The organism is Nostoc sp. (assembly GCF_036917355.1).
Lineage (GTDB): Bacteria > Cyanobacteriota > Cyanobacteriia > Cyanobacteriales > Nostocaceae > Nostoc.
Window position 1 is genome coordinate 114,619 of the sequence record NZ_JBALDP010000069.1, and the last position, 25,307, is coordinate 139,925.

At 41.5% G+C, this 25,307-nt stretch carries 18 protein-coding genes and 1 pseudogene; 12 read left to right on the forward strand and 7 right to left on the reverse strand.

The features are described from left to right. Positions 1-394 precede the first annotated feature (394 nt). From V7K53_RS22490 to V7K53_RS22505, 4 genes are all read left to right on the forward strand, one after another. The gene (locus V7K53_RS22490; RefSeq protein ID WP_335199770.1) at positions 395-1,501 is read left to right on the forward strand and encodes a ligand-binding sensor domain-containing protein; all 1,107 of its coding nucleotides are present in this window, start codon (positions 395-397) and stop codon (positions 1,499-1,501) included. Positions 1,502-1,641: 140 nt separating this feature from the next. Next, positions 1,642-2,412, forward strand: coding sequence for a 3-methyl-2-oxobutanoate hydroxymethyltransferase (panB, locus tag V7K53_RS22495; protein ID WP_335199771.1), 771 nt, complete (start codon positions 1,642-1,644; stop codon positions 2,410-2,412). A 739-nt stretch (positions 2,413-3,151) separates the two neighbouring features. Next, positions 3,152-3,988: a 4-hydroxy-tetrahydrodipicolinate reductase gene (gene dapB / locus V7K53_RS22500; protein WP_194041462.1), complete on the forward strand. Its 837-nt coding sequence runs from the start codon at positions 3,152-3,154 to the stop codon at positions 3,986-3,988. Positions 3,989-4,020: 32 nt separating this feature from the next. Next, on the forward strand, positions 4,021-4,707 hold the full coding sequence (locus tag V7K53_RS22505; RefSeq protein WP_335199772.1) for a phosphate ABC transporter permease: 687 nt from the start codon (positions 4,021-4,023) through the stop codon (positions 4,705-4,707). 205 nt (positions 4,708-4,912) lie between these two features. On the opposite strand, the gene V7K53_RS22510 is transcribed toward V7K53_RS22505, so the two are convergent. The 5 genes from V7K53_RS22510 to V7K53_RS22530 form a co-directional block, all read right to left on the reverse strand. After that, positions 4,913-6,328, reverse strand: coding sequence for a right-handed parallel beta-helix repeat-containing protein (locus V7K53_RS22510; RefSeq protein ID WP_335199774.1), 1,416 nt, complete (start codon positions 6,326-6,328; stop codon positions 4,913-4,915). A 101-nt stretch (positions 6,329-6,429) separates the two neighbouring features. Then, entirely contained in the window at positions 6,430-7,059 is a 630-nt protein-coding gene (locus tag V7K53_RS22515; protein ID WP_094350132.1) for a precorrin-8X methylmutase, read from the reverse strand. A gap of 109 nt (positions 7,060-7,168) precedes the next feature. Further along, positions 7,169-7,978 (reverse strand): TPM domain-containing protein, encoded by an 810-nt coding sequence (locus V7K53_RS22520; RefSeq protein ID WP_335199776.1) that lies wholly within the window; start codon positions 7,976-7,978, stop codon positions 7,169-7,171. 296 nt (positions 7,979-8,274) lie between these two features. Further along, a complete protein-coding gene (locus tag V7K53_RS22525; protein ID WP_335199778.1) occupies positions 8,275-8,814 on the reverse strand; it encodes a DUF948 domain-containing protein in 540 nt (179 codons plus the stop codon). An 11-nt stretch (positions 8,815-8,825) separates the two neighbouring features. Beyond that, a complete protein-coding gene (locus tag V7K53_RS22530; protein WP_334836484.1) occupies positions 8,826-9,176 on the reverse strand; it encodes a YtxH domain-containing protein in 351 nt (116 codons plus the stop codon). Positions 9,177-9,904: 728 nt separating this feature from the next. Here V7K53_RS22530 and psbA point away from each other — a divergent pair. The 4 genes and pseudogenes from psbA (at position 9,905) to V7K53_RS22550 (ending at position 15,961) form a co-directional block, all read left to right on the forward strand. Next, a complete protein-coding gene (gene psbA / locus V7K53_RS22535; RefSeq protein ID WP_335199780.1) occupies positions 9,905-10,987 on the forward strand; it encodes a photosystem II q(b) protein in 1,083 nt (360 codons plus the stop codon). 326 nt (positions 10,988-11,313) lie between these two features. Next, a complete protein-coding gene (locus V7K53_RS22540) occupies positions 11,314-12,705 on the forward strand; it encodes a malic enzyme-like NAD(P)-binding protein (RefSeq protein ID WP_335199782.1) in 1,392 nt (463 codons plus the stop codon). A 411-nt stretch (positions 12,706-13,116) separates the two neighbouring features. Further along, on the forward strand, positions 13,117-15,405 hold the full coding sequence (locus tag V7K53_RS22545) for a PhoD-like phosphatase (protein ID WP_335199783.1): 2,289 nt from the start codon (positions 13,117-13,119) through the stop codon (positions 15,403-15,405). Positions 15,406-15,537: 132 nt separating this feature from the next. Then, positions 15,538-15,961 (forward strand): annotated as a pseudogene (locus V7K53_RS22550) (hypothetical protein). Between the two features lie 166 nt (positions 15,962-16,127). On the opposite strand, the gene V7K53_RS22555 reads toward V7K53_RS22550, so the two are convergent. Next, a complete protein-coding gene (locus V7K53_RS22555; RefSeq protein WP_335199784.1) occupies positions 16,128-16,358 on the reverse strand; it encodes a hypothetical protein in 231 nt (76 codons plus the stop codon). Between the two features lie 56 nt (positions 16,359-16,414). Here V7K53_RS22555 and V7K53_RS22560 point away from each other — a divergent pair, with 56 nt between their 5' ends. The 4 genes from V7K53_RS22560 to V7K53_RS22575 all read left to right on the forward strand — a co-directional run bounded on the left by V7K53_RS22560 (position 16,415) and on the right by V7K53_RS22575 (position 23,073). Continuing rightward, positions 16,415-20,485 (forward strand): NACHT domain-containing protein, encoded by a 4,071-nt coding sequence (locus tag V7K53_RS22560; RefSeq protein ID WP_335199785.1) that lies wholly within the window; start codon positions 16,415-16,417, stop codon positions 20,483-20,485. 82 nt (positions 20,486-20,567) lie between these two features. Next, positions 20,568-20,828 carry a hypothetical protein gene (locus V7K53_RS22565; RefSeq protein WP_335199786.1) on the forward strand — a complete coding sequence of 87 codons (261 nt, stop codon included), beginning with the start codon at positions 20,568-20,570 and terminating at the stop codon, positions 20,826-20,828. After that, entirely contained in the window at positions 20,825-21,475 is a 651-nt protein-coding gene (locus V7K53_RS22570; RefSeq protein WP_335199787.1) for a Uma2 family endonuclease, read from the forward strand. The genes V7K53_RS22565 and V7K53_RS22570 overlap by 4 nt, the downstream gene beginning before the upstream one ends. A gap of 56 nt (positions 21,476-21,531) precedes the next feature. Next, positions 21,532-23,073 carry an ArnT family glycosyltransferase gene (locus tag V7K53_RS22575; protein WP_335199824.1) on the forward strand — a complete coding sequence of 514 codons (1,542 nt, stop codon included), beginning with the start codon at positions 21,532-21,534 and terminating at the stop codon, positions 23,071-23,073. Between the two features lie 206 nt (positions 23,074-23,279). Here the strand turns inward: V7K53_RS22575 and V7K53_RS22580 are convergent, their stop codons facing one another. After that, positions 23,280-25,295, reverse strand: coding sequence for a DMT family transporter (locus V7K53_RS22580; protein ID WP_335199788.1), 2,016 nt, complete (start codon positions 25,293-25,295; stop codon positions 23,280-23,282). Between the last annotated feature and the right edge of the window lie 12 nt (positions 25,296-25,307).

Sequence of the window (25,307 nt, forward strand, 5' to 3'; positions counted from 1 at the left end):
TAACTTGTTTCACAATATATCAAGAATTCGATAAGTTATTCTTTGAAAGTTTTTAACTTATCTATTTAATTTTGTTATTACATAAAGATTTAAACTTTTTGTTACAAATGCTTTACAAAATGTCATTAATAACTGTAAAGAACTGAAAAGATCGGGTAGATGGAGAAATCCCCAGTCCCTAGCGATGCACTGAGTTTCGGCTGCGCGGTAATCGAGCGACTTGCACTGAGTTTCGACTACGCTCAACTACCGCGGCGTCGAAGTGAGTCGAGATTCAACTACCGCTTGTGGTTGGCGTAACCTCTCCAAGAGTTGTGTCTCCAATCCCCAATGTTTAAAAAATCCCAGCAAGGGGAACACTGAAATTAACCCAAAGCCAGTTTAGGTAAATGCTATGGGTACTGTCTCCAAAGGAAATGTCACCGTGGTATTGTTTTACAAGCGTACTAGTTTATTAATTACTTCTATCTTGCTGGGGTTGATAGCTTTGCCAAATATGGGATGGGCGCAAAAAACCCCTGACATTAATTCATCCGATCTAACACCCGCTTACCCAGCTTCCGCACCGCCACCGCGAGTAGAATCTTTGCCCGATGAGCGGGGAGTTGAAGAAAATTCGCCAAAAACTGATTATCGTGTTGGTAACTTACTGGGAGATGTTACAGGTAATCTTTGGGTAGGTTCTTGGCGCGGACTATCGCGGATCGATCCGAAAACCGGCAAGATTATTTCTCGTGTGAGCTTACCGAATGTTGCCATTGGTGCTTTAGCTCAAGACAAAGTAGGACGTTTGTGGGTAGGAAGTTATGAGGGACTAGTTCGAGTTGACCCCCGCACTAACGAAATCACTGCACAAAATTTATTTTTGCCTTCTAAACGCGTATTATCACTGTTACTTGACAAACGGGGTTATTTGTGGACTGGAACCGATAGCGGTTTAGCTCTCATTAGTCCCGACCAAGGCTTGATTATGACAACATTAAAAAATCTGCCTGGTGTCAGCGCTAATGCCCTGACTTTAGATGCTGAAGGTCAATTGTGGGTTGGTACTCTGGATGGATTGGTGCGGGTAAATACTGCTAGTGCTGCGATTATGAAGCGAATAGCCGATTTACCTGGGGCAACTGTACAAGCTTTAGCTATTAGTCCAGAAGGGTTAATTTGGGCCGGAATGCCGAATAATTTGCTTGTTATTAATCCAAAAACTGGCGCAGTATTACGGTCTGTAACTCGCTTGCGCGGGCGTGACGTGACAGTGGTGCGTTTTGCTAAAGATGGTAGTGTCTGGGTCGGGACTAATAATGGTTTGTTACGATTAGATCCAAATACAGGTGCCGTATTAGATGGAGAAGTTGCTGGACTTCCTTCTAGTCGGGTTATTACCCTTGCACCTGATATCGGCAATAAATTATGGATTGGCACTAGTGAAGGTCTAGCTTGGTTAATGCCCAAAACCGACAGTGCAAAACCCCATATTGCTTTCAGTCGCGCTGTTAAATGATTAGTTAAGAGTTATGAGTTAGGAGTTATAAAAAAAAATTTTAAATTCAAAACTCCTCACTCCTAACTTTTAACTTCTAACTCAGCACGGGCTAAACGCCCCGCTACCGCTAACACTACTCAGCACTCAGCACTCAAAAAATGGCAATCACTACCCAGCAATTAATTCAATGGAAACAACAGGGACGGTCAATTGTCGCGTTGACCGCCTGGGATTATGCGATCGCTCAACTTCTCGATGCAGCTGGTGTAGACTTAATCCTCGTGGGTGACTCGATGGCAGTAGTTTTAGGGTATGAAACAACACTGCCAATCACTTTGGATGAAATCATCTATCATGCAAAATCTGTGCGCCGTGGGGTGAAACGGGCATTAGTAGTTGTAGATTTACCATTTTTGACGTATCAAGAAAGTCTCCAACAAGCGATGCACTCAGCTGGGCGAGTACTAAAGGAAACGGGCGCTCAAGCGGTAAAGGTAGAAGGTGGCTATCCAGCAATGGCCGAAACTGTGGCTCGTCTAGTACAAGCTGGAATTCCAGTCATGGGTCATGTCGGTTTAACACCACAATCAATACATCAACTGGGTTTGCGCCAACAAGGAAAGACGCAAGAAGCCAGTGAGAGGATTTTACAAGAAGCGATCGCTCTCGAACAAGCAGGTGTATTTTCTTTAGTGTTAGAGCATATCCCCGCAGATTTAGCAATGCAGATTTCACAAAAATTAAGTATTCCTACAATTGGTATCGGTGCGGGAATTCACTGTGATGGACAAGTTTTAGTTACTTCAGATGTCCTTGGACTTGCTCAAAAGCATCCACCATTCGCCAAAGTTTACACAAATTTGCGCGAGACGATTACCAAAGCCGTGCAAGATTATGCCGCAGAAGTGCGAGAGCGGAAGTTTCCTTGACTTCATCATTAACTATGGCTGAAACTGAAGCAACAAATTTCTTAAGGTTATCAATCATTAAATATTTATCTAAGAGGCTATTTATAAAGTAAATCTAAAAGCGAGGATAAAGAAGTTACGGAAAATATAAGATACCTTATAGACAGTGTACTTACATAGTTGCTCATGGCGCGAAAGTCTTACCCCACAGACTTAACAACTCAAAGCTTTTTTACATCAGTTTTCTCCAACTCCCTTAAAAATAATTGTTAATAAGCAGCTAATGAAGAAAATAAAAAACCCCGACTAGATAGCCGAGGTAAATGGGAGAAGTCCAAATGTCGATGGGATATTCCAAAACCGAAGTCTGTTTTTCTTAGTTAACACCCAACGCAACCAAAACTATATAGGTAATAGACAAGGTGCAATTTTAGCTATGCAGCTTAACTTTAGGGCTTTACTAAGCTATGTAAATAAATATAACAATAATATTACAAATGGTCAACTAGACTTGACAAACAAAGGCTGATATATTTTATAAGTAATACTTATCAAAGCAGTACGATCGGCAAATAAAACGGGTTACTGGGTAAGATAGTGCAATGAAAACCAGAACCGATCTTTTGGGGAGTAGAAAAACTAAGCGATTAGTTGCACAATTCAGGGTAGGTGGAATTAAGCCAGAGATTTGAGAAGCTAGCTACTAGATCGCCAAAGTCTTTACAATTCCCTTGTTGACTCAAAAAGTATTTCTCGACCTATGACGAATCAAGCTCCTATCCCGGTTATTGTCAACGGTGCTGCTGGCAAAATGGGCCGTGAAGTGGTTAAGGCGGTGGCACAAGCGCCTGACTTAAACCTAGTGGGTGCAATTGACTACAGTTTAGAACATCAAGATAAAGATGCTGGGGAGTTGGCGGGTTTAAGCGAACCTTTGGAAGTGCCGATTACCAATCAATTAGAACCGATGTTGGGGTATGTGGCTGGCGACAGACAGTCTCCTCCAGGGGTGATTGTAGACTTTACCCATCCCGATTCAGTTTATGACAATATTCGCAGTGCGATCGCTTACGGTATTCGTCCTGTAGTTGGTACTACTGGGTTAAGTCCAGAACAAATTCAAGATTTGGCAGACTTTGCCGACAAAGCTAGCACTGGTTGTCTAATTATTCCTAATTTTTCCATTGGGATGGTACTGTTGCAACAAGCTGCGATCGCAGCCTCAAAATATTTTGACCATGTGGAAATTATTGAACTGCATCACAACCAAAAAGCTGATGCTCCCAGTGGTACTGCGATTCAAACGGCACAGTTATTAGGAGAATTGGGTAAAACTTTTAACCCTGCTCTTGTAGAAGAAACGGAAAAATTAGCAGGGGCGAGGGGTAGTATCGCAGATGAAGGGATTAGAATTCATAGCGTCCGCTTGCCGGGATTGATTGCCCACCAAGAAGTTATTTTTGGCGCAGCAGGACAGATTTATACTTTACGACATGATACGAGCGATCGCGCTTGTTATATGCCAGGAGTGCTACTAGCGATTCGCAAAGTCTTAGCGCTAAAGTCGTTAGTATATGGATTAGAAAAGATACTTTAAACACACAATTGGGCATTCATTACTTAGCACTCATGTTAGTACCACTGACTCGCCAGAAATTTGAACAAGTTGTCCCGCTAATTGCCACTGGTTTGCAGTACAAATACTATTGGGGGAAGTTCTCAAATTTTTTGCAACGGCTGTTAATTTCTGTAGTTGCGGTAGTTGTGATTTTGCTTGCAACAGTTATTTTCAAGCTTGAGTTTGCTTCAATAGTATTTGTGCTAGGGGTAATTAGCGCTTTTTTTTGGCTGTGGTATCCAGTGTTTCAAGCAAGTATGCGGAATTTACAATGCCGTCGTTACAAGTACGGCGGCTTTTTCCGTGGTCGAGTCTTAGATTGGTGGATTACAGACCAGTTGATGGGTAAAACCGAAACAGTCAATAACAAAGGCGAATTGGTGATTATAGAAAACCGAGAAAAACAGATAAACTTAGAGATAGGTGATGACACAGGATTTACCATTGAGTTTGTAGCACCATTGCGTCCTGCTCACAAAGTTATTACTCGCGGTCAAATTGCAGAAATGGTAGTGATGTCAAATCGTCCAGATTTGAGCAGTATTGAAGAATTCAGCGATATATACTTTCCCAATCGTGACCTGTGGGTTAGCGATTATCCTTATCTGCGGCGGGATTTCTTTAACGAAGTCGGTCGCCGCTTGCGTGAAGACCAACAACAAAAGCCGCGTCGTCGGCGTCGTCGAGTAGAGGAGTGAAGAGGTAATCAGTATGAGCTTCTCTTTCAGAAACGTACAATAGATAGACCTACACCCTGCGTGAATGCAGGGTGCGATTAATTTAATAATTACGAGCCGAATATCGCAAATATCTTGGCAGTTTGCTTTCAATCGCAAAACTTCTCAATGGTCGTCCAAGAGGTTCGAGCATTTAGATTCGGGATAAATCTCTCCTGCCTTCTTGCTAACGAGAGCATCCCACTTGGATGAGTTTTCCTTGCAAACGATAAGTCACTGTCCCACACGTAAAACCTGCCGACTTAGGTTCTACATAAGGACGTGTTGGCGGATTTTGTTTATCTAACCGCGATTTCCAATCACCAGATATTTTTTCTAAGGTGGGATACTTGCTTAAAAATTGTGAGCCTGCAACAATATCGTGAGGCCCTTTAACATTTATTTTAGAACTATTCATATAGATATTATAATCATAAATAACGTTTTTATTTTTAGTCTTATTATTAATATTTTTTCCAGGAAAAGCATAAAGAATGTTTCTAAGAATTCTGACATCAGATGACGTATGAGCAAATATTTGCCCGCCATTAAGTTCTGGACTCTGATTATTTAAAACAGCTGTGTTATTTACAATATCAACATGCTCGCTTAAAAATGCATGAATACCCGATCCACCATTATTAAATGCAAGATTATTTTTAACTAAAGTATATCCTTTATATGCAGCCAATTTTGAGTTATTCCGATCGTTTCTAGAGCTATCGATAATAATCCCATTACCATCTGTGATCTTTCCGACTGCAATCCAAGGGATGTACATACGATTATTGTAGGTTTTGTTGTTGGTAACAAACATCTTGTATCCCCGTTTGTTGTCAGAATTCCAACTATTCAAAATCGAAATGCCACTGCAACCATAAACGCTATACCAGGCATTATCAAACACTTCGTTATTATCTATTGTCACATAATCCGATTCGATAGCTGAAATGCCTGCTCCTCCACACCCGTGTACCTTGTTATTGACAATACGTATATGGTGACTACGACCATTTTTTCGTCCATCTATGTTAATGCAGTTTCCATTCGTTAGCGGGTTTAGTTTGTTAGTTTTCTGACTCATTGCATAATCAAGGGTTATGTTGGCATTGTTTCCTATCACCTCCAACCCATTTATCTCAATATATGACGCTCCCTTGTGAATGAAAATTCCCTGCCATCCATTGTGTTGAATTTTCGGCTGATGTCCAGGATATGCTTTAAACTTAATCCATGCATTTGCTGTTCCAGAGCGAGTAATAGATACTACGTTCCCACCTGGTTTTGCATTCCTGTAGACTCCGTTCATAATCAATACTGTATCGCCAGGATTAGTCAGATTTGCTGCCCTTTGAATTGTCCTAAAGGCATATGAAGTAGAGAGTCCGCTATTTGTGTCATTTCCAGCACTACTAACATAGTATGTTTTTGGAGTTGCCCTAGTGCTGATTAGCTCACGGCTGGATAGAAGCATTTCCTTGTTAGTAGATACCTGACGAATATTTTTAACTAAAGATACTTTTATTCCTTCTCCATCAGCCAAAAGACTGAATACCACAGGAATTGAAAGATATGCGCTTAAACTGAAACCTTGAATTACCACAAGAAAAGGCTCCTTGAACGGCACGACTTAACAAAAATATCAGGATATTCAATGATTGATGAATACTTTTTTGGATACAAAATACAATAGAGCCGACTTTCCTAGCTCCCCCGATTTCCATCTTGTCCATAGGCTTGCCAAGCTAAGTCTACCAACCCATCAACGATCGCAGCTGCTACAACTGCATTACCTTTGCGGCTGTCAATTATAATGTGAGGCACTAGAGACTCTTGTAAACGCTCCTTAGCTTCATCAACATTTACAAATCCCACTGGAGTTGCGATTATTAAAGCAGGTCTAATTTCCTCAACTTCAATTAAATCTACCAGTGCAGTCAGTGCCGTTTGTGCTTGACCCACCACAAAAATGCCCTCTGGATAACGCTTTGCTAAGGTTTCTATTCCCCATGCTGCGCGAGTCTTTTCTTTTTGAGGACGTGTTAGAGCTTCCATGCTGCAATACACTGGATTCGCAAAGGTGTTTTGAATGTCGTAAGCAATACCTACTTGTACCATCGGCACATCTACCACAATTGTGGTACGTGCGGCTAGCGCTGCTGCTCCAGCTTGCAAGGCACGCTCAGAAAAGCGAATCAAAGACTTATACTCAAAGTCAGCCGTGGCGTAGATTACCCGACGTACAATCTCATACTCTGCGGGTGAAAAGACATGATCGCCAATTTCACTATCAATGATTGCTAAACTTTGAGCATCAGTTACGTGCCATTCCATTTTTGTTGAGCTTCTCAAATATTAGCTTTCAGCTTATCAGCTTCAGAGAGTTAAGAGTTAGGAGTTAGCAGTTATAAGTTAATTAAACTATTCACTCCTAACTACTCACTCATAACTCATTACTAGAAGAAGACCGACTGAAAATAGGAGATAGGTAGGCAACCAAGACGCCAATGAGAAACCCAGAGATATTGCGAACTAAAGGCAACCAGTCGCTTGTACGCGTCACAACTGGCCCAATGCCGAAGGCAATAAACAAGATTCCCCACAAAGGTGAGAAAATTAAAGCCCATTGCCAAGCAAAAACTTGTCCTTTATCGCGGGGTTGAGCGGCAAATCCACAAATCACCCCACCAATAATTGAGCTAATCAAGGTGAGAATCCATTGCTCTCGTGGCAGTCCGGGGACAACATTGCAACCCCCTTTGAGCAAACAGCCTTTAACCGATTCTAAAGCTTGCAGAATGGCTTGGTCTTCACCTTGTTCGCGGACAAAATACAAATTACCGAAGCGGGTTTGCAGTTCTATCCAAAAAGTCCGAGGTAAAAGTTCATAAACAGCATCACCAACGCTAAAACTGAGGATGTTACCGCCACGAGAATCAGCAACAAGTAGAATGCTTTTGTCATCCAAACCCCAATATTTGATAACCGCCCTACCTGGGGTGCGGTCATATTGGGTTAATACTCGCAATTTCCAGCCCGTGTCAGCTTCAAACTGCTCTAAATCTTTGACAAGCTTTTCTTCTTGCAGCACAGGCAGAGATTTAGCTAAATCTACAACTGGGGTAAAAGTGTCAGGAAGTAACTCAGGATTGTCATAAGCCAGTGCTGGGGGAGAATGCATCACCCAAATTGACCCAGCCAGGAAAAATACTGCAATAGATACTAGAATTCGTCGCCAAAAACAAGATTGCATGGACGTTTTTATACAAATATTAACGGTAAAAGCGAACAAGTTGTTTTAAAAGAGTACTAGAAAAATGATAGTTCTTTACACTTGTTTACTTTACTCTAATCTAAGGGATCAAAGCAAAAGCTTTTTGGGGAGTAGGGAGTAGGGGGAGCGAGGTAGATGAAGAGAAATAACCAATGCCCTTCAGGAGTGCTGTTAGCAGTAGCGGAGCGCTTAAGCCGTGCTGAGTAATGAGTGGGGAATCTCACTTACTTTAATCAGAACTCGGAACTCAGAACTGTTTTGCTCCATGCCCTAATTCAATCTTCGTCATCGAAATTGGTTTCCCAGCTAGCAGTGTCGTTGTAACCGTCATTAGCACGGTACACTTCTGCTTTGATTCGGCGATTTTCTTGCTTCAGCACTTCTCGTTCTCGCAACGTCAGAGGTGGTTTTTCATTGCTTGGCAAGCGATCGCTCGTCCGCCTTGGGGGTTTTTGGCGCGTGAAATTTTTCCAAGCAGCTTTCGCGCCAATCAAGATGCTGCGCGTACCTACTTGCAAATTTTGAGCCTGTTTTCTTGCAGTATCAAGACTTTGGTCAACTTGCTTCACGACTTGACTAGCACTTTTTACACCTTCGCTGACATCATCAGTTAAGTCAGTGATTTCTAAGCCAGTCACGCGGATAGCTTCTAAAGTGGGTGGTAACTCCCGCGAGAGGGTATCAAAAAGCTTTTCTGCACTGCGAGCTGCGCGTGCTAACTCCTGCAAAGCCGGTATTGCCGCCACTAAAACCGCAGTCAAGCTTGTGGCGACTAAAAGTAAAGAAAGTCCCAACCAAAACAGGGGTTCAATCACGGTTATATTATTTATGAGCGTTCTAATGGCTGGGGAAGCGAATCTGAGTCTTCCACAGATGTTTGTCGCTTCAAGACTTGGCTTTCTCGCTGACTAGCATCTACACCTGCTGCGATCGCTTCCCGTAATCTATCTAAAGTCTCATCCCAGTTTCGCAGTGCGCTAGCAGAGAGACGATCTGCTTGAATTTGCACACTCATTGATAAATCTTCTGCCAATTCTGGGATAGCATTGGCAGATTTTTTCAAAATTTTACGCGTTTCGCGCCCTGTGCGTGGAGCCACGAGTAAACCGGTTAAAGCACCGATGGTAGCTCCCAGCATCAAACCGCCAATAAATACTCCAGAACGGTTATTAGACATCTTATTGTTTCTCTCCTTACACCCATTTTAGGTGGGTTTTCTCCCCTTGTAAGACTCAACTGATTTTATTCAGTTAATCTATGGTGACAAAATATCAGCCAGAAAAGTTGCTTTTGTTCATTAATACTAAAAGCATTAATTACTTATAATTCAAAACCCCCGTATCTCTCAAAGTTTTGATACCTCTGGATGGGCGTCGCTTTGTGTTATGTCTTGGGTAGTTCCGTACCCTTATCCTGATGGAGATGCTCTTACTAACAAAGCCTTGAGGGTATGGAAAGGGAAAGCGATGCTTGCGGCGGGCTGCGCCTACGCTAGAAGCCAATGCATTCTATGGGATCTTACTACGAACCTATCCCACTAATAATATTTTGTGAATCCAGATGTGGATAGTGGCGACGAAAGTTTTAGCAGTACTGCAACAAGGGTTAAATTCAAAAGAACACGCTGAGTTTGTTGAGGGTTTAACTTAGCAAAACTTAAATATAATGTCTTGAAAAATACAAATTATTAATGTAAAACGTGATATTAGGAGCCGGGAAAGTTTTCCCTATTTTCACACAGTCTCCCTGGGGAAGTGAGTTAACAGCATTTTTGGTGTGAGGTAATTCCAGAAAGTCCCGGCTATTAGGGAGAAGGTATTTGGCAAAAGTCTTTGAAAACAGCTTAATTCTCAATTCTTCAAAATTGGGAAAGTTTGTTGTCACCGATTTATAAACAACACAGTTATGTCCACAACTCTAGGAAGAAGCGAAAGCGGCAACCTGTGGGATCGTTTCTGTCAATGGATTACTAGCACCGACAATCGGCTTTATATCGGCTGGTTCGGCGTTTTAATGATTCCTACGCTATTAACCGCTACCATCTGTTTCATTATTGCCTTTATTGCTGCACCACCCGTTGATATTGACGGCATTCGGGAGCCAGTTTCTGGTTCTTTATTATACGGCAATAACATTATCACTGGTGCTGTTGTACCCACATCTAATGCAATTGGTTTGCACTTCTACCCAATTTGGGAAGCTGCTTCAATGGATGAATGGCTCTACAACGGCGGCCCTTATCAGCTCATTGTTTTGCACTTCTTGATTGGTATCTTCTGCTGGCTTGGTCGGCAATGGGAGTTAAGCTATCGTCTAGGGATGCGTCCTTGGATTTGCCTTGCTTACTCTGCTCCTGTAGCTGCTGCGACTTCGGTTTTCTTAATTTACCCAATTGGTCAAGGTAGCTTTTCTGACGGAATGCCTCTGGGCATTAGCGGTACTTTTAATTTCATGTTGGTATTCCAAGCCGAGCATAACATCCTGATGCACCCATTCCATGAATTAGGTGTAGCTGCGGTGTTCGGTGGTGCTTTTTTCGCAGCAATGCACGGTTCTTTGGTGTCTTCCTCTCTAGTCAGAGAGACAACTGAAGCTGAATCCATAAACTATGGGTACAAGTTTGGTCAAGAACAAGAAACCTATAGCATCGTCGCGGCTCATGGTTACTTTGGGCGGTTAATCTGGCAATATGCCAGCTTTAACAACTCGCGTTCCTTACACTTTTTCTTGGCTGCTTGGCCTGTAGTTGGTATCTGGTTGACGGCATTGGGCATCAGTACGATGGCGTTCAACCTCAACGGATTCAACTTTAACCAATCAATTCTTGACTCCAAAGGTCGTGTAGTTAATACATGGGCAGATGTGCTAAACCGCGCCAATTTGGGTATAGAAGTAATGCACGAGCGCAATGCTCATAACTTCCCCCTGGATTTGGCAGCCGGTGAGGCAGTACCTGTGGCAACGAGCGCACCTGTAATTCACGGTTAATTGTAAGTTAAAATTTACTGCGCTCTCTGTATAGAGGGCGCTTTTTTCATGCATGAAGCTATAGTTATACAAATATTTACACAGATAAAATATAAAAAAAATATCTGGTGTATTTGGGTACAATTACTAAATTGTTACTCATTTATATTAGTAAATGCATTGGTATAAATAAAAATAATTATCAAAACTATAAGCAGTGGATAAACTAACTACTGAAGGTTATCCCTGGAGTTTACATACATTATGTTTCTACAGACTACAAATCTCAGATTTTAGTTTTTGTCTCAATTCAATATAAAATCTAAAACTTAAAATCCAAAATCAACATGGCAGACCTAACTCCTAATTCTAGTTTTAGTTTGACGCTGCGCTTGCAGATTCCCAATCGTGTAGGGATGTTGGCGTCGGTAACACATGCGATCGCAACTACTGGCGGTAATCTTGGGCAAATTGATTTAATCGAGCAAACCCGCAAAGAGTCCACCCGCGATATTACTGTGGATGCTGCTAGTACTGAACACGCTGAAACCATTGTGCAAGCAGTCAAAGCATTGCCAGATATCAAGTTACTCAGTGTTTACGATCGCACCTTTAATTTGCATCGCGGTGGCAAAATTAGCATTAGCAGTAGAATTCCCCTGAAGAGTGTGTCTGATTTAGCAATGGCTTACACGCCCGGAGTTGGTCGAATTTGTACAGCGATCGCTCAAGATCCAGAGGAAGTTTACAACTTAACCATCAAACAAAACACCGTTGCCATTGTTACTGATGGTAGCGCTGTTTTGGGTTTGGGAAATCTCGGCCCAGCAGCCGCCTTACCAGTCATGGAAGGTAAAGCAATGCTATTCAAGGAATTTGCTGGGCTAGATGCTTTTCCCATTTGTCTCGCCACCCAAGATACAGAAGAAATTATCCAGGCAGTTAAGAATATTTCTCCGGTGTTTGGGGGCGTGAATTTAGAGGATATCGCTGCACCTCGCTGCTTTGAAATCGAAAAGAGATTACGCCAAGAGTTAGATATCCCCGTTTTTCACGATGACCAGCATGGTACAGCAATTGTCACCTTGGCAGCGTTGTTTAATTCCCTGAAACTGGTACATAAATCCTTAGCAGAAATCAAGATCGTGATTAACGGTGCTGGGGCGGCGGGAGTGGCGATCGCTCGGTTACTCCGTAAAGCTGGGGCAGAAAAAATCTGGATGTGCGATTCTAAGGGGATTATCTCTACCAATCGCACCGATTTGACAGAGGAAAAACTTGAATTTGCTGTGAAAGGTCAGGGTACATTAGCGGGTGCAATGCAAGGGGCAGATGTGTTTATTGGTGTCAGCGCACCAGGAGTTTTGACACCAGAAATGGTGCAATCGATGGCGAAAGATCCAATTGTCTTTGCAATGGCAAATCCGATCCCAGAGATTCAGCCAGAATTAATCAGTAAAGATGTTGCTGTCATCGCGACCGGTCGCAGTGATTACCCAAATCAAATCAATAACGTCCTCGCTTTTCCTGGGGTATTCCGTGGTGCTTTAGATTGTCGGGCACAGACAATTACCATCAAAATGTACCTAGAAGCCGCAAGTGCGATCGCCTCTTTAGTCAAGCCTTCAGACTTGAATCGGGAACATATTATTCCTTCAGTCTTTGATGAGCGTGTTGTCACTGCTGTTGCTGCTGCTGTGCAACGTGCCGCGCGTGAAGAAGGTATCGCGCAAAATTAATTAAAAGAGAATTCAGAATTCAGAATGCTTTTCCATTGGAGATTTAGACCAGTCACTATGAAAGTTGTGAAAGTTGACCACCAAATTCAAAATTTGGTGCGATGTTTGACCGTTTATTCAGACGCTCCAATTCAATTCTGTAGCTTGCTTCCCTGAAAGGGTATTCTGGCTCACCTCGACTGCGCTCGGCGACCACCTGACTCCTGAATTCTTTCTTGTTAACTACAAATAATCACTTTTATGGGATGGGCGTCTTGCTCGTCCCTGAGCTTTTAGGCTGCAATCAATTTGGGCTATGAACTGATGTTAAACAGATAAGAATTGATGCATGATTGGTGATTAGATGAGTTGGAGCTACCAATTGAGGAGCAAAATAACACATCTAAAACACCATCATGTCAACTGTTTGCAATGAAGTATCAAGTTGGGGACGAGTTTTTACAAGAACTACCACTGATTTTAGGGGGGCCAATCCTCAAACATACTGAGCCAGAGTCTGTGACAGTATGGGTGGCACTAAAACAATCTTGTCAGGTAGAACTTAAGGTTTACGACACAACAAATGATGGTGAAACACTAGGAAATTGCTTATTGGAGGGAGAACGCTCTACCTTTGCTCTGGGTAAGTATCTTCATGTAATTGCCATTACGGCTCGGTCTACAATTGGACATTGCTTAACTGGAGGTCGCATCTATGCATACGACCTCCAGTTTACTGTTGCTGACCAAACCACAGAAACTCTGCAACAAGCATTATGTTCAAACTCCTCTCCTCTAGTCAGCATCAGCTACTTCGATCATCAAAAACCAACCTTTGCTCTACCGCCAAACCGTCTTCAAGATTTGCAAATTGTCCATGCTTCCTGCCGTAAACCTCATGGTCATGGGTTTGATGCATTGCCAATTCTCGATAGTATGATTCAGGCGTCAGTAAATCAACCCCAGCACCGACCTCACCAGCTGTTTCTCACGGGAGATCAAATTTATGGAGATGATGTAGCAGATCCATCGTTGTGGGTTGCCACTACTCTTGGTGATGCCCTCTTGGGTTGGGAAGAACAACTTCCGGTGAATGGAGTGTACTGTACTCCCCAGCAGCTATCTCCTGGAGAGCGGGCTGACGCTGCTACAAATCAAGCTGGCTTGACCGCAGGATTACATAATAAAGCTGAGAAGGTCAACAGTCATCTTTTGAGTCTGGGTGAATATTACGCTACTTATTTACTAGCTTGGTCGCCAGTGTGCTGGCCGACAAAATTTCCCAAAGGAGAGCAAGTAACGCGCGATCGCCATGCTATCAAAGACTGGAATCGCGCAGTCAAGCATTTACGACAATTTATTTATACCCTTTGGAAAGTGCGCCGCGCTCTTGCCAATATCCCCATGCACAGCATCTTTGATGACCATGATGTTAGTGATGACTGGAATTTGAACCAAGCTTGGTGTTTGCGAGTGCTGGGGCGGCCATTAGGGCGAAGAATAGTCCAAAATGCCTTGTTAGCCTATACTGTGTTTCAAGCTTGGGGCAATACACCAGAGCAATTTACAGAAGGAAAACCAGGTGAAAAGCTGTTGGCGGCTGCACAAGCTTGGTCAGCTTCTCAAGGAACGGATGCAAAGGCTGATGAAGCGATCGCTCGTTATGTAGGAATGCCAGCCAACGATCCCCACACAGACTTACCTGTTTTAGTCCGAGACGGTGCAGTGTTCATTTTGGATCGAGATCCTGAAGCGCTGACTTGGCATTACATAGTCCGCAGCGATTGCCATGAAGTAATTGTGCTGGATACACGTACATGGCGGGGTTATCCAGCCGATCAAAAACCAATTGCTCCACCGATGCTGTTGTGTCCCAAAGCCTTTGAACAACAACTACTTTTGCCTTTACAAGAAATAGATGAACAAACTCAGATTAAAACTACATTTGTGATTGCGCCCACAAATGTATTTGGATTACAAGTGATTGATTGGATTCATCATTGGCAGTTAAAACAGGAGAAAGTTTTTTCAACAGATGTTGGAGATGCCTGGAACATTAATGTTGAAGCATTGGCGAAATTCCTAACTACTTTGTTTGAGGAACGCCAACAAGTCGTGATTCTATCTGGGGATATTCACTACAGTTCAGTTGCTCACTTATCTTATACACGCACCCATTCCAAATTACAATCTGTCTTAGTACAGTTAACCGCTAGTGCATTGAAGAATGAAGAGATTTTGACGCGGCTGATTCATACACGATTGAAAGATTGGCTCCTCCCAGAACAGGTACGACATTGGATCGGCTGGAGCAACCCACCCAATATGGTAGAAATTTCCGAGAAACAATTACACCATAATCGTCAGCTGCTGAATGACCCTGACTGGCATTGTGTACTGGAGTGGATACCTAGAAACAGTGTTCAGACTTCTACCTACACAGCAGATATATTATCCTTGATAGCTCCTTGGAAACGAGCCGAAAATGCCAAATGGAAATGGTTACAACCCCTGATTTTTTGGAAATCTCGTTGGTTTCAGGAGGGACGAGAGGTAGTTGGATTGAATAATTTAGCTCTGGTTCACTTTGAGTTAGCAGATGAGAGTAATTCTTGCAAAGTTATTCAAGATTTATACTGGTTTTCTTGTTGGTATCCAACCCAAATTGTTTACAGTCGTTTTGAGAGCCAGTTAACGCCCAATCAGTCTTTATTACGATGACCAGCTTTACTCTGCGAATGAAAATTTTGATTGTATATCTGGGCACTCTAGATGAAAGAAACTTACTGGAGAGTGATTTCTATGTCTACGACCCCAATTAGTGCAGCATTGGCATAGACAGACAGAGATGCTGTGTTGCAAACGATCGCTACCATTAAAGAAAAGCTACCATTTTTGGTTGATTTGAGTGCCGACGATCGCCAGACTTTACCCAAGATGGGCGATAAGAGTCGGGCGTTTGTGAGCAAAACATTAGAAGGTGGCGGTGCAGAATCCAGAGTTTTTACCGCGATCGTTTGACTTGGATGAAATGCGGAAGGATGTGCAATTATTTGAAACGTTGTATCCGGTATTGTTGTTGTTGACGCAGTTACAAGAGTTGGTAGATGATACATCTCTTGCAGTCGGTAGTGAAGCTTATGCAGCCGCGTTGCAGGTGTATAACTACGCCAAAGCCAGTGGACGAGGGGTGGGTTTAGATGCAGTGGTTGCAGAAATGGGAAAACGATTTACTCGTAAACCTGTAAAGCTGGAGCTTAAAAAACCAATGTTATAGAAAATAAGTCGGTAGCTGCACCTCAAAAGTGCAACGTGTGAGCTTCAGAAGTTGGATGTTGGAGTTAAAAACACAACATTCCGAGTTCTGAAGCTCTACTTTTGGAGTTCAAAGGCTCAACGTTCGAGTAAAAAAATGCAACTTCCGAGTTCAAAGGTGCAACGTTTCAGCAAAAAGGTGCAACTTCCGAGTTCAAAGGCTCAACGTTCGAGTAAAAAGGTGCAACTTCCGAGTTCAGAGGCTCAACGGTCGAGCAAAAAGGTCGGACTTCCGAGTTCAAAGGCTCAACAGTCGAGTAAAAAGGTGCAACTTCCGAGTTCAGAGGTTGAAAGTTGAGATTTTGAGAGCGATCGCACAAGCATAATATCCCAAAAGCTCGTTTCTCATAGAACAACATTAAGGATTGGGTGCGGTTAACATAGTAAAAATATTCTCAGCCTGTTGTAAGTAAAAATGCCAAGTCAGCTTTACACATGGAAGCGCTTCTGGTGTCCCCGATCAGGTAACATCGGTCTAAGTGATGGTGGATATTTAGTCAATCCAGATTCAGAGTGGGGACATTTTTACAAATCTGATTCAGTTGCTTTTGAAACTATATCTGAGATCCCTTGTTTGGTGCTGCTAGGTGAAGCTGGGATGGGTAAGACCACAGCAACCGAACAAGCATATCATCAAGTTTCTCACAAGTTTAGTGGCTCAGAAAACGTTTGTTTATGGTTCAGACTTGGTGATTATGATTCGGACAAGCAGCTATGTGATGCAATTTTCCGCGATGAAACATTGCAAGCTTGGCGTAGAGGAACAAATAAACTACATCTTTTTCTGGATAGCCTAGACGAGGGATTACTTTCTATCAAAATCCTTGTCAGAATTCTTAAACGTGAAATAGAACAGCTACCTTGCGATCGCCTGTATTTTAGGATCACTTGTAGGACAGCTGATTGGAAAGATAGCTTGGAGCAGAAGCTAAAAGACAAGTGGGGAGAAGCTAATGTTGCGGTATATGAGCTAGCTCCTTTATGTCAAGTAGATGTAATTGAAGCAGCAAATAGGTGTAACATCAACTCTGGTGATTTTTTACAGGAAGTCTTTAATAAAAATGCTATTCCACTTGCTATCAAGCCAATCACATTAAAATTACTTCTGGGTACTTATCAAAATAAACGATTCTCTTCCTCTCAAAAGGATTTATACGAAGAAGGTTGTTTACAACTATGTGAAGAGGTGAACTCAGATCGCTGTGATTCTGGCTTTACTGGGAATTTAGATGCAAAACACCGATTAGTTATAGCAAGTCGAATTGCAGCTTTACTTCTATTTTCTAATCGCTCTGCCATCTGGATAAGTCCAGAATATGGAGATATGCCCAATTCTGATATTGCTATTCGAGATATTTCCATAGGTAAAGAAAGTATTAATCAGCAAGAGTTTTCACTTGATGAAAACTGCATTAAAGAGGTTTTGTCTGTCACTGAACTATTTTCTTCGCGCGGCTCGCATCGAATTGGTTTTGCTCATCAGACGTATGCTGAGTTTCTTGCTGCACGATACTTAGTTCACAACGAAACACCTTTAGAACAAGTAATGAAATTAATTGCTTCCTCTGAAGATTCTGAATTTAGGTTAATTCCCCAGCTTCATGAAACTGCTGCTTGGCTAGCTAGTATCCTTCCTAAAGTTTTTAGGGAAGTAATGAAAACAGATCCCGATGTACTACTCCTAAGTGATGTAGCTACTGCTGGTGAAACTGATAAGACCGCTCTAGTTGAATCGCTTCTAAGATTACACAATGAAGAAAAATTAACGTACCAATATCATACTTGGCTATACCGAAATCTAAATCATCCTAAATTAGCCGATCAGCTTCAACCTTATATTTGTGATTCAACAAAGAGTATAAATGCAAAGAACGTAGCTATTGATATTGCAGAAGCCTGTAATGTAAAAGCTGTACAGGAATATCTTGCCGATGTTGCTCTTGATCATCAGCAACATTCTTCGGTTCGCATCAATGCAGCAGTGGCTGTATGCAATCTTGGTGATGAAAAAACCAAAGCAAGATTAAAACCTTTAGCAGTTGCTAAAATTCAAAATTATGAAGAGGAACAGCTAAAAGGGTGTGGAATCCGAGCAGTTTGGCCAGGCAATATCACAGCAGAAGAGGTTTTTAGTACCTTAATACAGCCAGTATCTAAATCTAGTGGTGGAAGATATCAGGACTTTATAGCAAAAGAGCTTGGACAACATCTTCAAATATCTGATTTACCAGTAGCTCTAAGATGGCTAGAAAAACAATTTAATAGTCGTGGGCGCGATTTACATTATAGTTTTGAGCATTTATCAGATGCAATTATGTTGAAAGCCTGGGAGCATCTGAATCAACCAGAAGTAATGCAGGCATTTGCTAAGGTTGCTTTATTGCGGCTGAAGAATCATGATGTAATTGTATATGATGATTCATATCAAACAATCAACTTCAGCCATATTTTAAGAAATGAATTTCAAACCCGTTATCAAATTATAGAGTCAATAATCTCTATAGTTTTACAAACTAATCATGATTATATAGACTTTGCTAACTATATTAGAGAAATAATTTATGAAGAAGATTTTTCTTGGTTAATTCAAAAATTTAAAATATCAGATACTGAAGACAAACAACGAAGTTGGGCAAAATTGATACTTTGGAATTTTAAACTTTCCCAATTTGAACATGTCGATCCAATACTACAACTAAGCCAAACTAACTCAGTATTAAGAGAAGAATTTGCTTATTATGTTGAAACGGTTGAGTTAGACTCGCTAATAGCACAGGAGGAAAAAGAAATTTATTTGGCAGAACAGGCTAGGCGCAACAGAAATAAAAATAAAATTATTTTAGAACCTTCAGCAAAGGAAAGAGTGCTTGATGTTTTAAGTCAGATTGATGCTTCCCAGCCTAATATTTGGTGTTCTTTATGTTGTGAGTTAACTCTTAAAGTTGATAGTACTCATTATGGAAATCCATTTGAGTCAAGTCTGAAAAATCTTCCTGGTTGGATTGAAGCAGAAGAATCAACCAAAAAAAGGATTATTCAAGCTGCAAATTTGTATCTAGCTCATGCTAATCCAGACAATCTAGATTTGCTGGGTACAAATAATTATCCCTACTCTGTATTAGCAGGTTATCAAGCATTACTTTTATTAATACAAGAAGCATCAGAATATATACTCAGTCTATCCACCAAAGAATGGCAAAAATGGACACCAGTAATTCTTGCACATCCTAACTGGGATCGAACTGAAGACAACAAGAAGCATCGCCAAGAATTGATTAAAAAAGCTTATCATAATGCTCCTGATGAATTTATCAAAACATTAATATTTTTGATTGATAAAGACAATGAACAACATGGTTCTATTCACATAAATAATCAAGTAAGTCATTGTTGGGATGAGCGTCTATTAAGAGTATTAATGGATAAAGTAAAACATGAGACACTCACGGCTACAAGTATGGGTGATTTACTAAGAGATTTATTAATCAATAAAGTAAATCAAGCTCAAGATTTTGCAGAATATCTCGTTTCTTCACTTCCTCCTAAAAGCGCTGAGGAAAGAGCTAAAGCAATTGTTGCAGCTCAGATGTTGATACTTTATGCAGAAGATGCTGGATGGTCAGTTGTGTGGTCTGCTATTCAGAAAGATTCTGAATTTGGACGAGAAGTTATGCAGTCTGTATCATATTCCATTAAGTATCAAGGAAGTACTGAACAAAAACTGAAGGAAGACTGCATTGCTGATTTGTACATTTTTCTCACAAAACAGTATCCTGATCCACAAGAAAAACAAAAAGAAAGTTCTCAAAAGGAAGAACTCACGGGTATTGAGGCTTATGAAGTAAGACCTGAAGATAGTGTTAGAACTTGGAGAGACTATATCCCACAACGCCTACAAGAACGTGGTACTCCTCAAGCCTGTGAAGCACTTCGCAAGATTATTCTTGAGTTTCCAGAATTAAAAGATAAATTGCAATGGAGATTACTAGAGGCTGAGGCTTTAATTCGTCGCCAAACTTGGCAACCCCTTAAACCAGAGCAGATTCTTCAGATTGTGAGTAATAAGCCAAAAAATCAAAGTACATATATAAATCAGACAGGAGTTTTTATTACTATGCCAGATTCAAACAACCCAAACCTAAACTTTAGTGGATCTGTGGGTGCAGTCAATCTCAATAGCACGGTCAATGGAGATCAGATTGGAACACAGCATAATTATGCTCAAGAGCAAAATCTCATAGAAGCTTTTGAAGAGATTCAGCAAATCGTAAATCGTATAACTCAGAATTATCCCACTCAAACTGAAGCAGAGAAACAAATCATTATTGCAGAAGCAGTAGAGCAGGTGAAGCAAAATCCAACTTTAAGGAAGCGCTTGGAAGTCGGAGGAAAAGCATTTATATTTGAAGCATTTCAGAAAGCTTCAGATCAGTGGTGGGTTGCTCCAATTGTGAAAGCAATTGAGGCTGTGGTGAAGGGAGAATAAACAAATTGAGAAAATAAGGCGATCGCCTTCCAAGCCTCATCATCCAGACTCAGATATCTAAGAAGCAGGTAAAATTAATAGAATGGTAAAACAAAATTTTCAACCTGAACATACGCCGATATCTCCGTTAGATAGTTCTGAAAACCTGTCAACTACCATCAAGTTTAGCGAGATATCCAAATTAAGTGAACTTTCCTTTGACCCCGATGCTGTGTCTATTTGGGAACTGGTAGCTGAAATCTCCGCCCAAGTCCCTGATGAAGAATGGCAAAAACTACCTACTGATTTAGCTAGGAGATTTGATTACTATCAGAAACAGAAACGCATAAGGGTTAGGCAATGAGTGAAACTCAGACCCAGTTACCGACAGATACATGGATTTGTGCTTCTTGGGAGGAGTATGAGCAGATAGTTACCAACTTGCTCAACGAGAAGGCAAAGAGTTACTACTATAAGGGGCACATGAGGCTGGAGATGGCACCAGTTAGTTTTGATCATGGTAAAGACCATGTTGTAATTATTTTTGCAGTGACTCTATTCGCAGCACTTAAAGGAATACTGGCGACAGGTTTAGACACAACGACTTTTCGTAAAACTGGAGTTCAGGATTGTCAGCCGGATGTAGCGTATTACCTCAGAGAACACGCCCAAGCTATCCCAGCAGGTACAGGAATTGTCAACCTCGATCGCTATCCTGCACCGGATTTAGTGATTGAAATTGCGAAAACATCTCTGTTGGATGATTTGGGTACAAAGCGATCGCTCTATGAAGAATTGGGTATTGCTGAATACTGGGTAGTGGATGTCCAAAATGCCGAAATTATAGCTTATGCGATCGCAGATCGAGGCAGTAAACGTATTCAAGAATCACAGGTATTGCCTGGATTGGTAATTGCAATTTTAGAAGAAGCTTTACGCCAAAGTCGTGAAATGAGTCAATCTGAAGTTGGAACTTGGTTATTGAGCCAGTTTCAGCAAAAGGAGGGATAAAGCAAGCTTTAGTTGGGATATCCTAGAGGGTTGAGATGATTATCCCGATTTTAGATATGCGTCTATTCCAAGAAAAAGAATGGTTATTCAGCTTACTAATAATATCTCTATTTCTATGGCTGATATTTTTGGGAAACTCCCCTTTGCGAGATTGGGATGAAGGTACTGTGGCACAGGTTGCCCGTGAAATTTGGCGTGCCCCGCTTGGTTCAATGCATTGGCTTTACCCCACCTTGGGAGGGGAACCTTATCATAATAAGCCACCCCTGATGCACTTATTAATTGCTTGGACTTACTCGATCGCAGGCGTAAATGAGTGGACAACGCGTCTACCTAGTGCAGTGTTAACTGCCTTGGGAGTGCCTTTGCTTTACTTGGTGGGATGTTTGCTTTTTAACCAAAGTTTACCAGCTCTGTTTAGCGCTTTAGTTTACCTGACAATGTTGCCTGTGCTGCGTCACGGAAGGCTCGCAATGCTAGATGGTACAACTATTACCTTTTTCTTGCTGTTGTTATTTTGTTTGCTAAAAGCACGTCAGAATCGTCGGTACGCTCTAGGTGTGGGATTTTGTCTAGGGTTAATCACTCTCACGAAAGGGATGATAGTTTTACCGCTAGGAGCGATCGCTTTTTTATTCCTGATTGCAGATCGGCAGTTTGCTTTGTTAACAAGCCCCTATTTATTAGTAGGAATGTTTTTAGGAAATGCACCTGCGATCGCTTGGTTTGTTGCTCAATGGCAACATTACGGCGAAACTTTCTTCCAAGTGAACTTTCAAACACAAACTTTTGATCGCCTTACACAACCTGTTGAAGGTCATAGTGGGCCACCTTGGTACTATTTAATTGAGTTAATCAAGTATAGTTTTCCCTGGCTATTATTTTTACCAGGAGGTTTTTATCTAGCTTGGAAAAAACGTCATACTTCCTGGGGTAGTTTAATTATTATTGGCACAATTATTTACTTAGTAACTATCTCTTTAATGAGAACTAAGCTCCCGTGGTATGTTATGCCTGTATATCCATTTTTAGCTTTGGCGATTGGTGCTAAACTTAGCGACATTTGGCAGTATGGTCATTTTAAGGTGCGAAGTTTGACAATATTTCTGGCTATTATCGCCATTGCTGGTTTAGGAGGTTGTGTTTACTTTATTGTTGCCAAGAAAGAACCTAGTCTCATAGTCATGAGCATTGTTTTGGCAATAAGTATGAGCATCGCAGTATGGTTAATTAGACAACGCGATCGCAACTTTATTCCAGTCTTATTTTCTGGGATGTACTTAGTTTTAGCACTATTAATGAGTTCGCAATCATGGATTTGGGAATTAAAGGAAGCTTTTCCAGTTAAACCAGTAGCAGAATTAATTCGGTCAAATGTTTCAACAGGAACACAAATTTATACTTCTTTTGCTTATGGGCGTCCTAGTTTAAACTTTTACTGTGATTGCAAGGTAACTCCTGCACCTGTCCCAACTTTACAACAAATGTTATCTAATAAATCTTATTTACTGTTAGACAATGGGGCTTTGCAGCAAATCAATTTAACTGGTAGTAAAATTATCGGATCGGCTAAAGGATTTACACTGATTTCACCATAAGTTAAATATGTAATACCAATTCAATTAATGATTGCAACACACCCTTGGGTAAAGACGCGATTCATCGCGTCTCTACAAATGGTCTATTTGTCGCATTCTTTTTTCAAATTGGTATAAATTATCCAATTTTTGGAATCACAACGACTTTTCCTCCCCCTGCCCTAAAAGCGATGGGATAGTTTTTTATTTGGAAGTCCCTCGTGCTACTACGAGCCTTCATTTGTTACTTGAAGAATCGATTGACTCGATTGGGCTAGATAGATACCCGCTAAAACTACGGCAAAAGTAGCCCAATCAAACAAACCTACTTGTTCTGAAAAAATGAACCAAGCAAAAATGGAAGCTAAAACTGGTTCTAGAAGAAGTGTGACAGCGACAACGCCTGAAGATATTCTACTGAGGCTATAAGCTAAAAGTCCCTGACCCAGCACTTGACAGAAAAGAGCTTGGAAAATGATGAAAAACCAACCCGTCCAGGAATAGGGAAATAGTCTATTTTCGAGGAATGGTAGCACTGGTAGTAGAAACATTGTTGTCACTCCACAGCGCCACAGCATGATAGTTGCAGTACTAAATCTGGTTCGGAGTTTTTCTATCAGCAGCATACACGTAGCCATGAAAACCGCAGTTAGCAATGCTAATGCATCACCTAGTATTTGATCGGTTGCAAATTGCACCTTATTGAGTTCAAATGCGATCGCTCCCCCCAAGGCTATGACCAGACCAATCACGAATCTGTTGTCGAAACGCCGACCAAATAACAAATACCCAGCCAAAGCAACAAATAAGGAGTTCAAATTAGACAATAAAGCTACGTTGGCAACACTAGTTTGACTCAGCGACCAAGCCCACAATAGAAGGTAGGTTCCAGCAGAGGTTCCCATTGCCAACAATAGCCACACTTCTTGACTTGTAAAAGGCTTCTGTTCTATGGATTGATTATCAAGCAAGGCAGGAGTAACACTGCCTGACGCTTGCGGACTCGCTAACGCTACGCTATCTATCTCCTGCTTCCTGTCTCCTTCAATAGATTGTTGGTAGCGGAAAGCCTCAAGTCCATTCCACAAACCAAAGACAACTGTTGCAATCCAACTGCGATGAAACACTACAGCATTTGCACCAATTTCTTGTTGACACAATTTGGTCAGAGATGGTGCTAAAGATATGGGAATGAGAGCAAACAATAATGAGACAGTTCCTAATAAAGCTGGTGTTTCGGAGAATTGTTGCTTTAGTAATGACAGTTTAATCGTCATACTTTTAACGAAAGTGTTAACTATATTGTTGACTGATTCCTGGAACGGGTAATTAACAGCAGCTTGGCTAGATACGGCTAAGTATAAACCCATTAAAACTACAGCGAAACCTATCCAATTGGAGAAAGTTAATTTTTCTGAAAAAATTACCAGAGCGAAAATGCCGCTCAATACTGGCTCTAACAGATGCACCAAGGACACAACCACAGAGGAAAACCTAGCAAGGCTATAGGTCAAAAGCCCATGACCTAAAACTTGGCAAATCAGCGCCAGGAAAATTACCCATAGCCACCCACTGACTGTAGAGGGGAAAAGCCGATCTTGAGTGAACAAAAGTATGGGGAAGATAGCTAGAGCCGCGATCGCACAGATCCACAACTGAATTGTCGCCGGAGAAAATTTGGTTCGTAATTTTTCTACGATCAGCAGGTATGCACTCAAGAAAATCGCCGAAATAATTGCAGCCAACCCTCCTTTAATTTCGCCTGTGGCAATTTGCAGCTCCTCAAATTCAATGGCGATCGCTCCCCCAAGGGCGATGACCATGCCAATCAGGAATTGCTTCTCAAAACCCTTACGAAATAATAGCCAAACCCCTAAACTAGTAAATATCGGGGCGAGATTATGTAAGACACTAGAGATCGCAACGCTAGTTTGAGTCAGCGACCAAGCCAAGAAGACTAAAGTAGCAGCCCAAAAAATACCAGCACCAAGCAATAGCCACAGATCCTGACTGGTGTAGGGCTGCTGTTGTACAGGTTTTTCTAAGGAAAGTTGCTGACGAATCCTCTTGTATCCATTCCAGAGCAAGAAGATCGCACTACCAAGCCAAAGGCGATTAAATACAGTGGCATTGGGACTAAGTTCAGTTTCACTCAATCTTACGAAAATAGAGCCAAAAGATATGGCACCAACACCTATAAATAATGAAGCAAGGGCTATCTTCGTTTGATTGGATAGATTCATTAGGAAATTTAA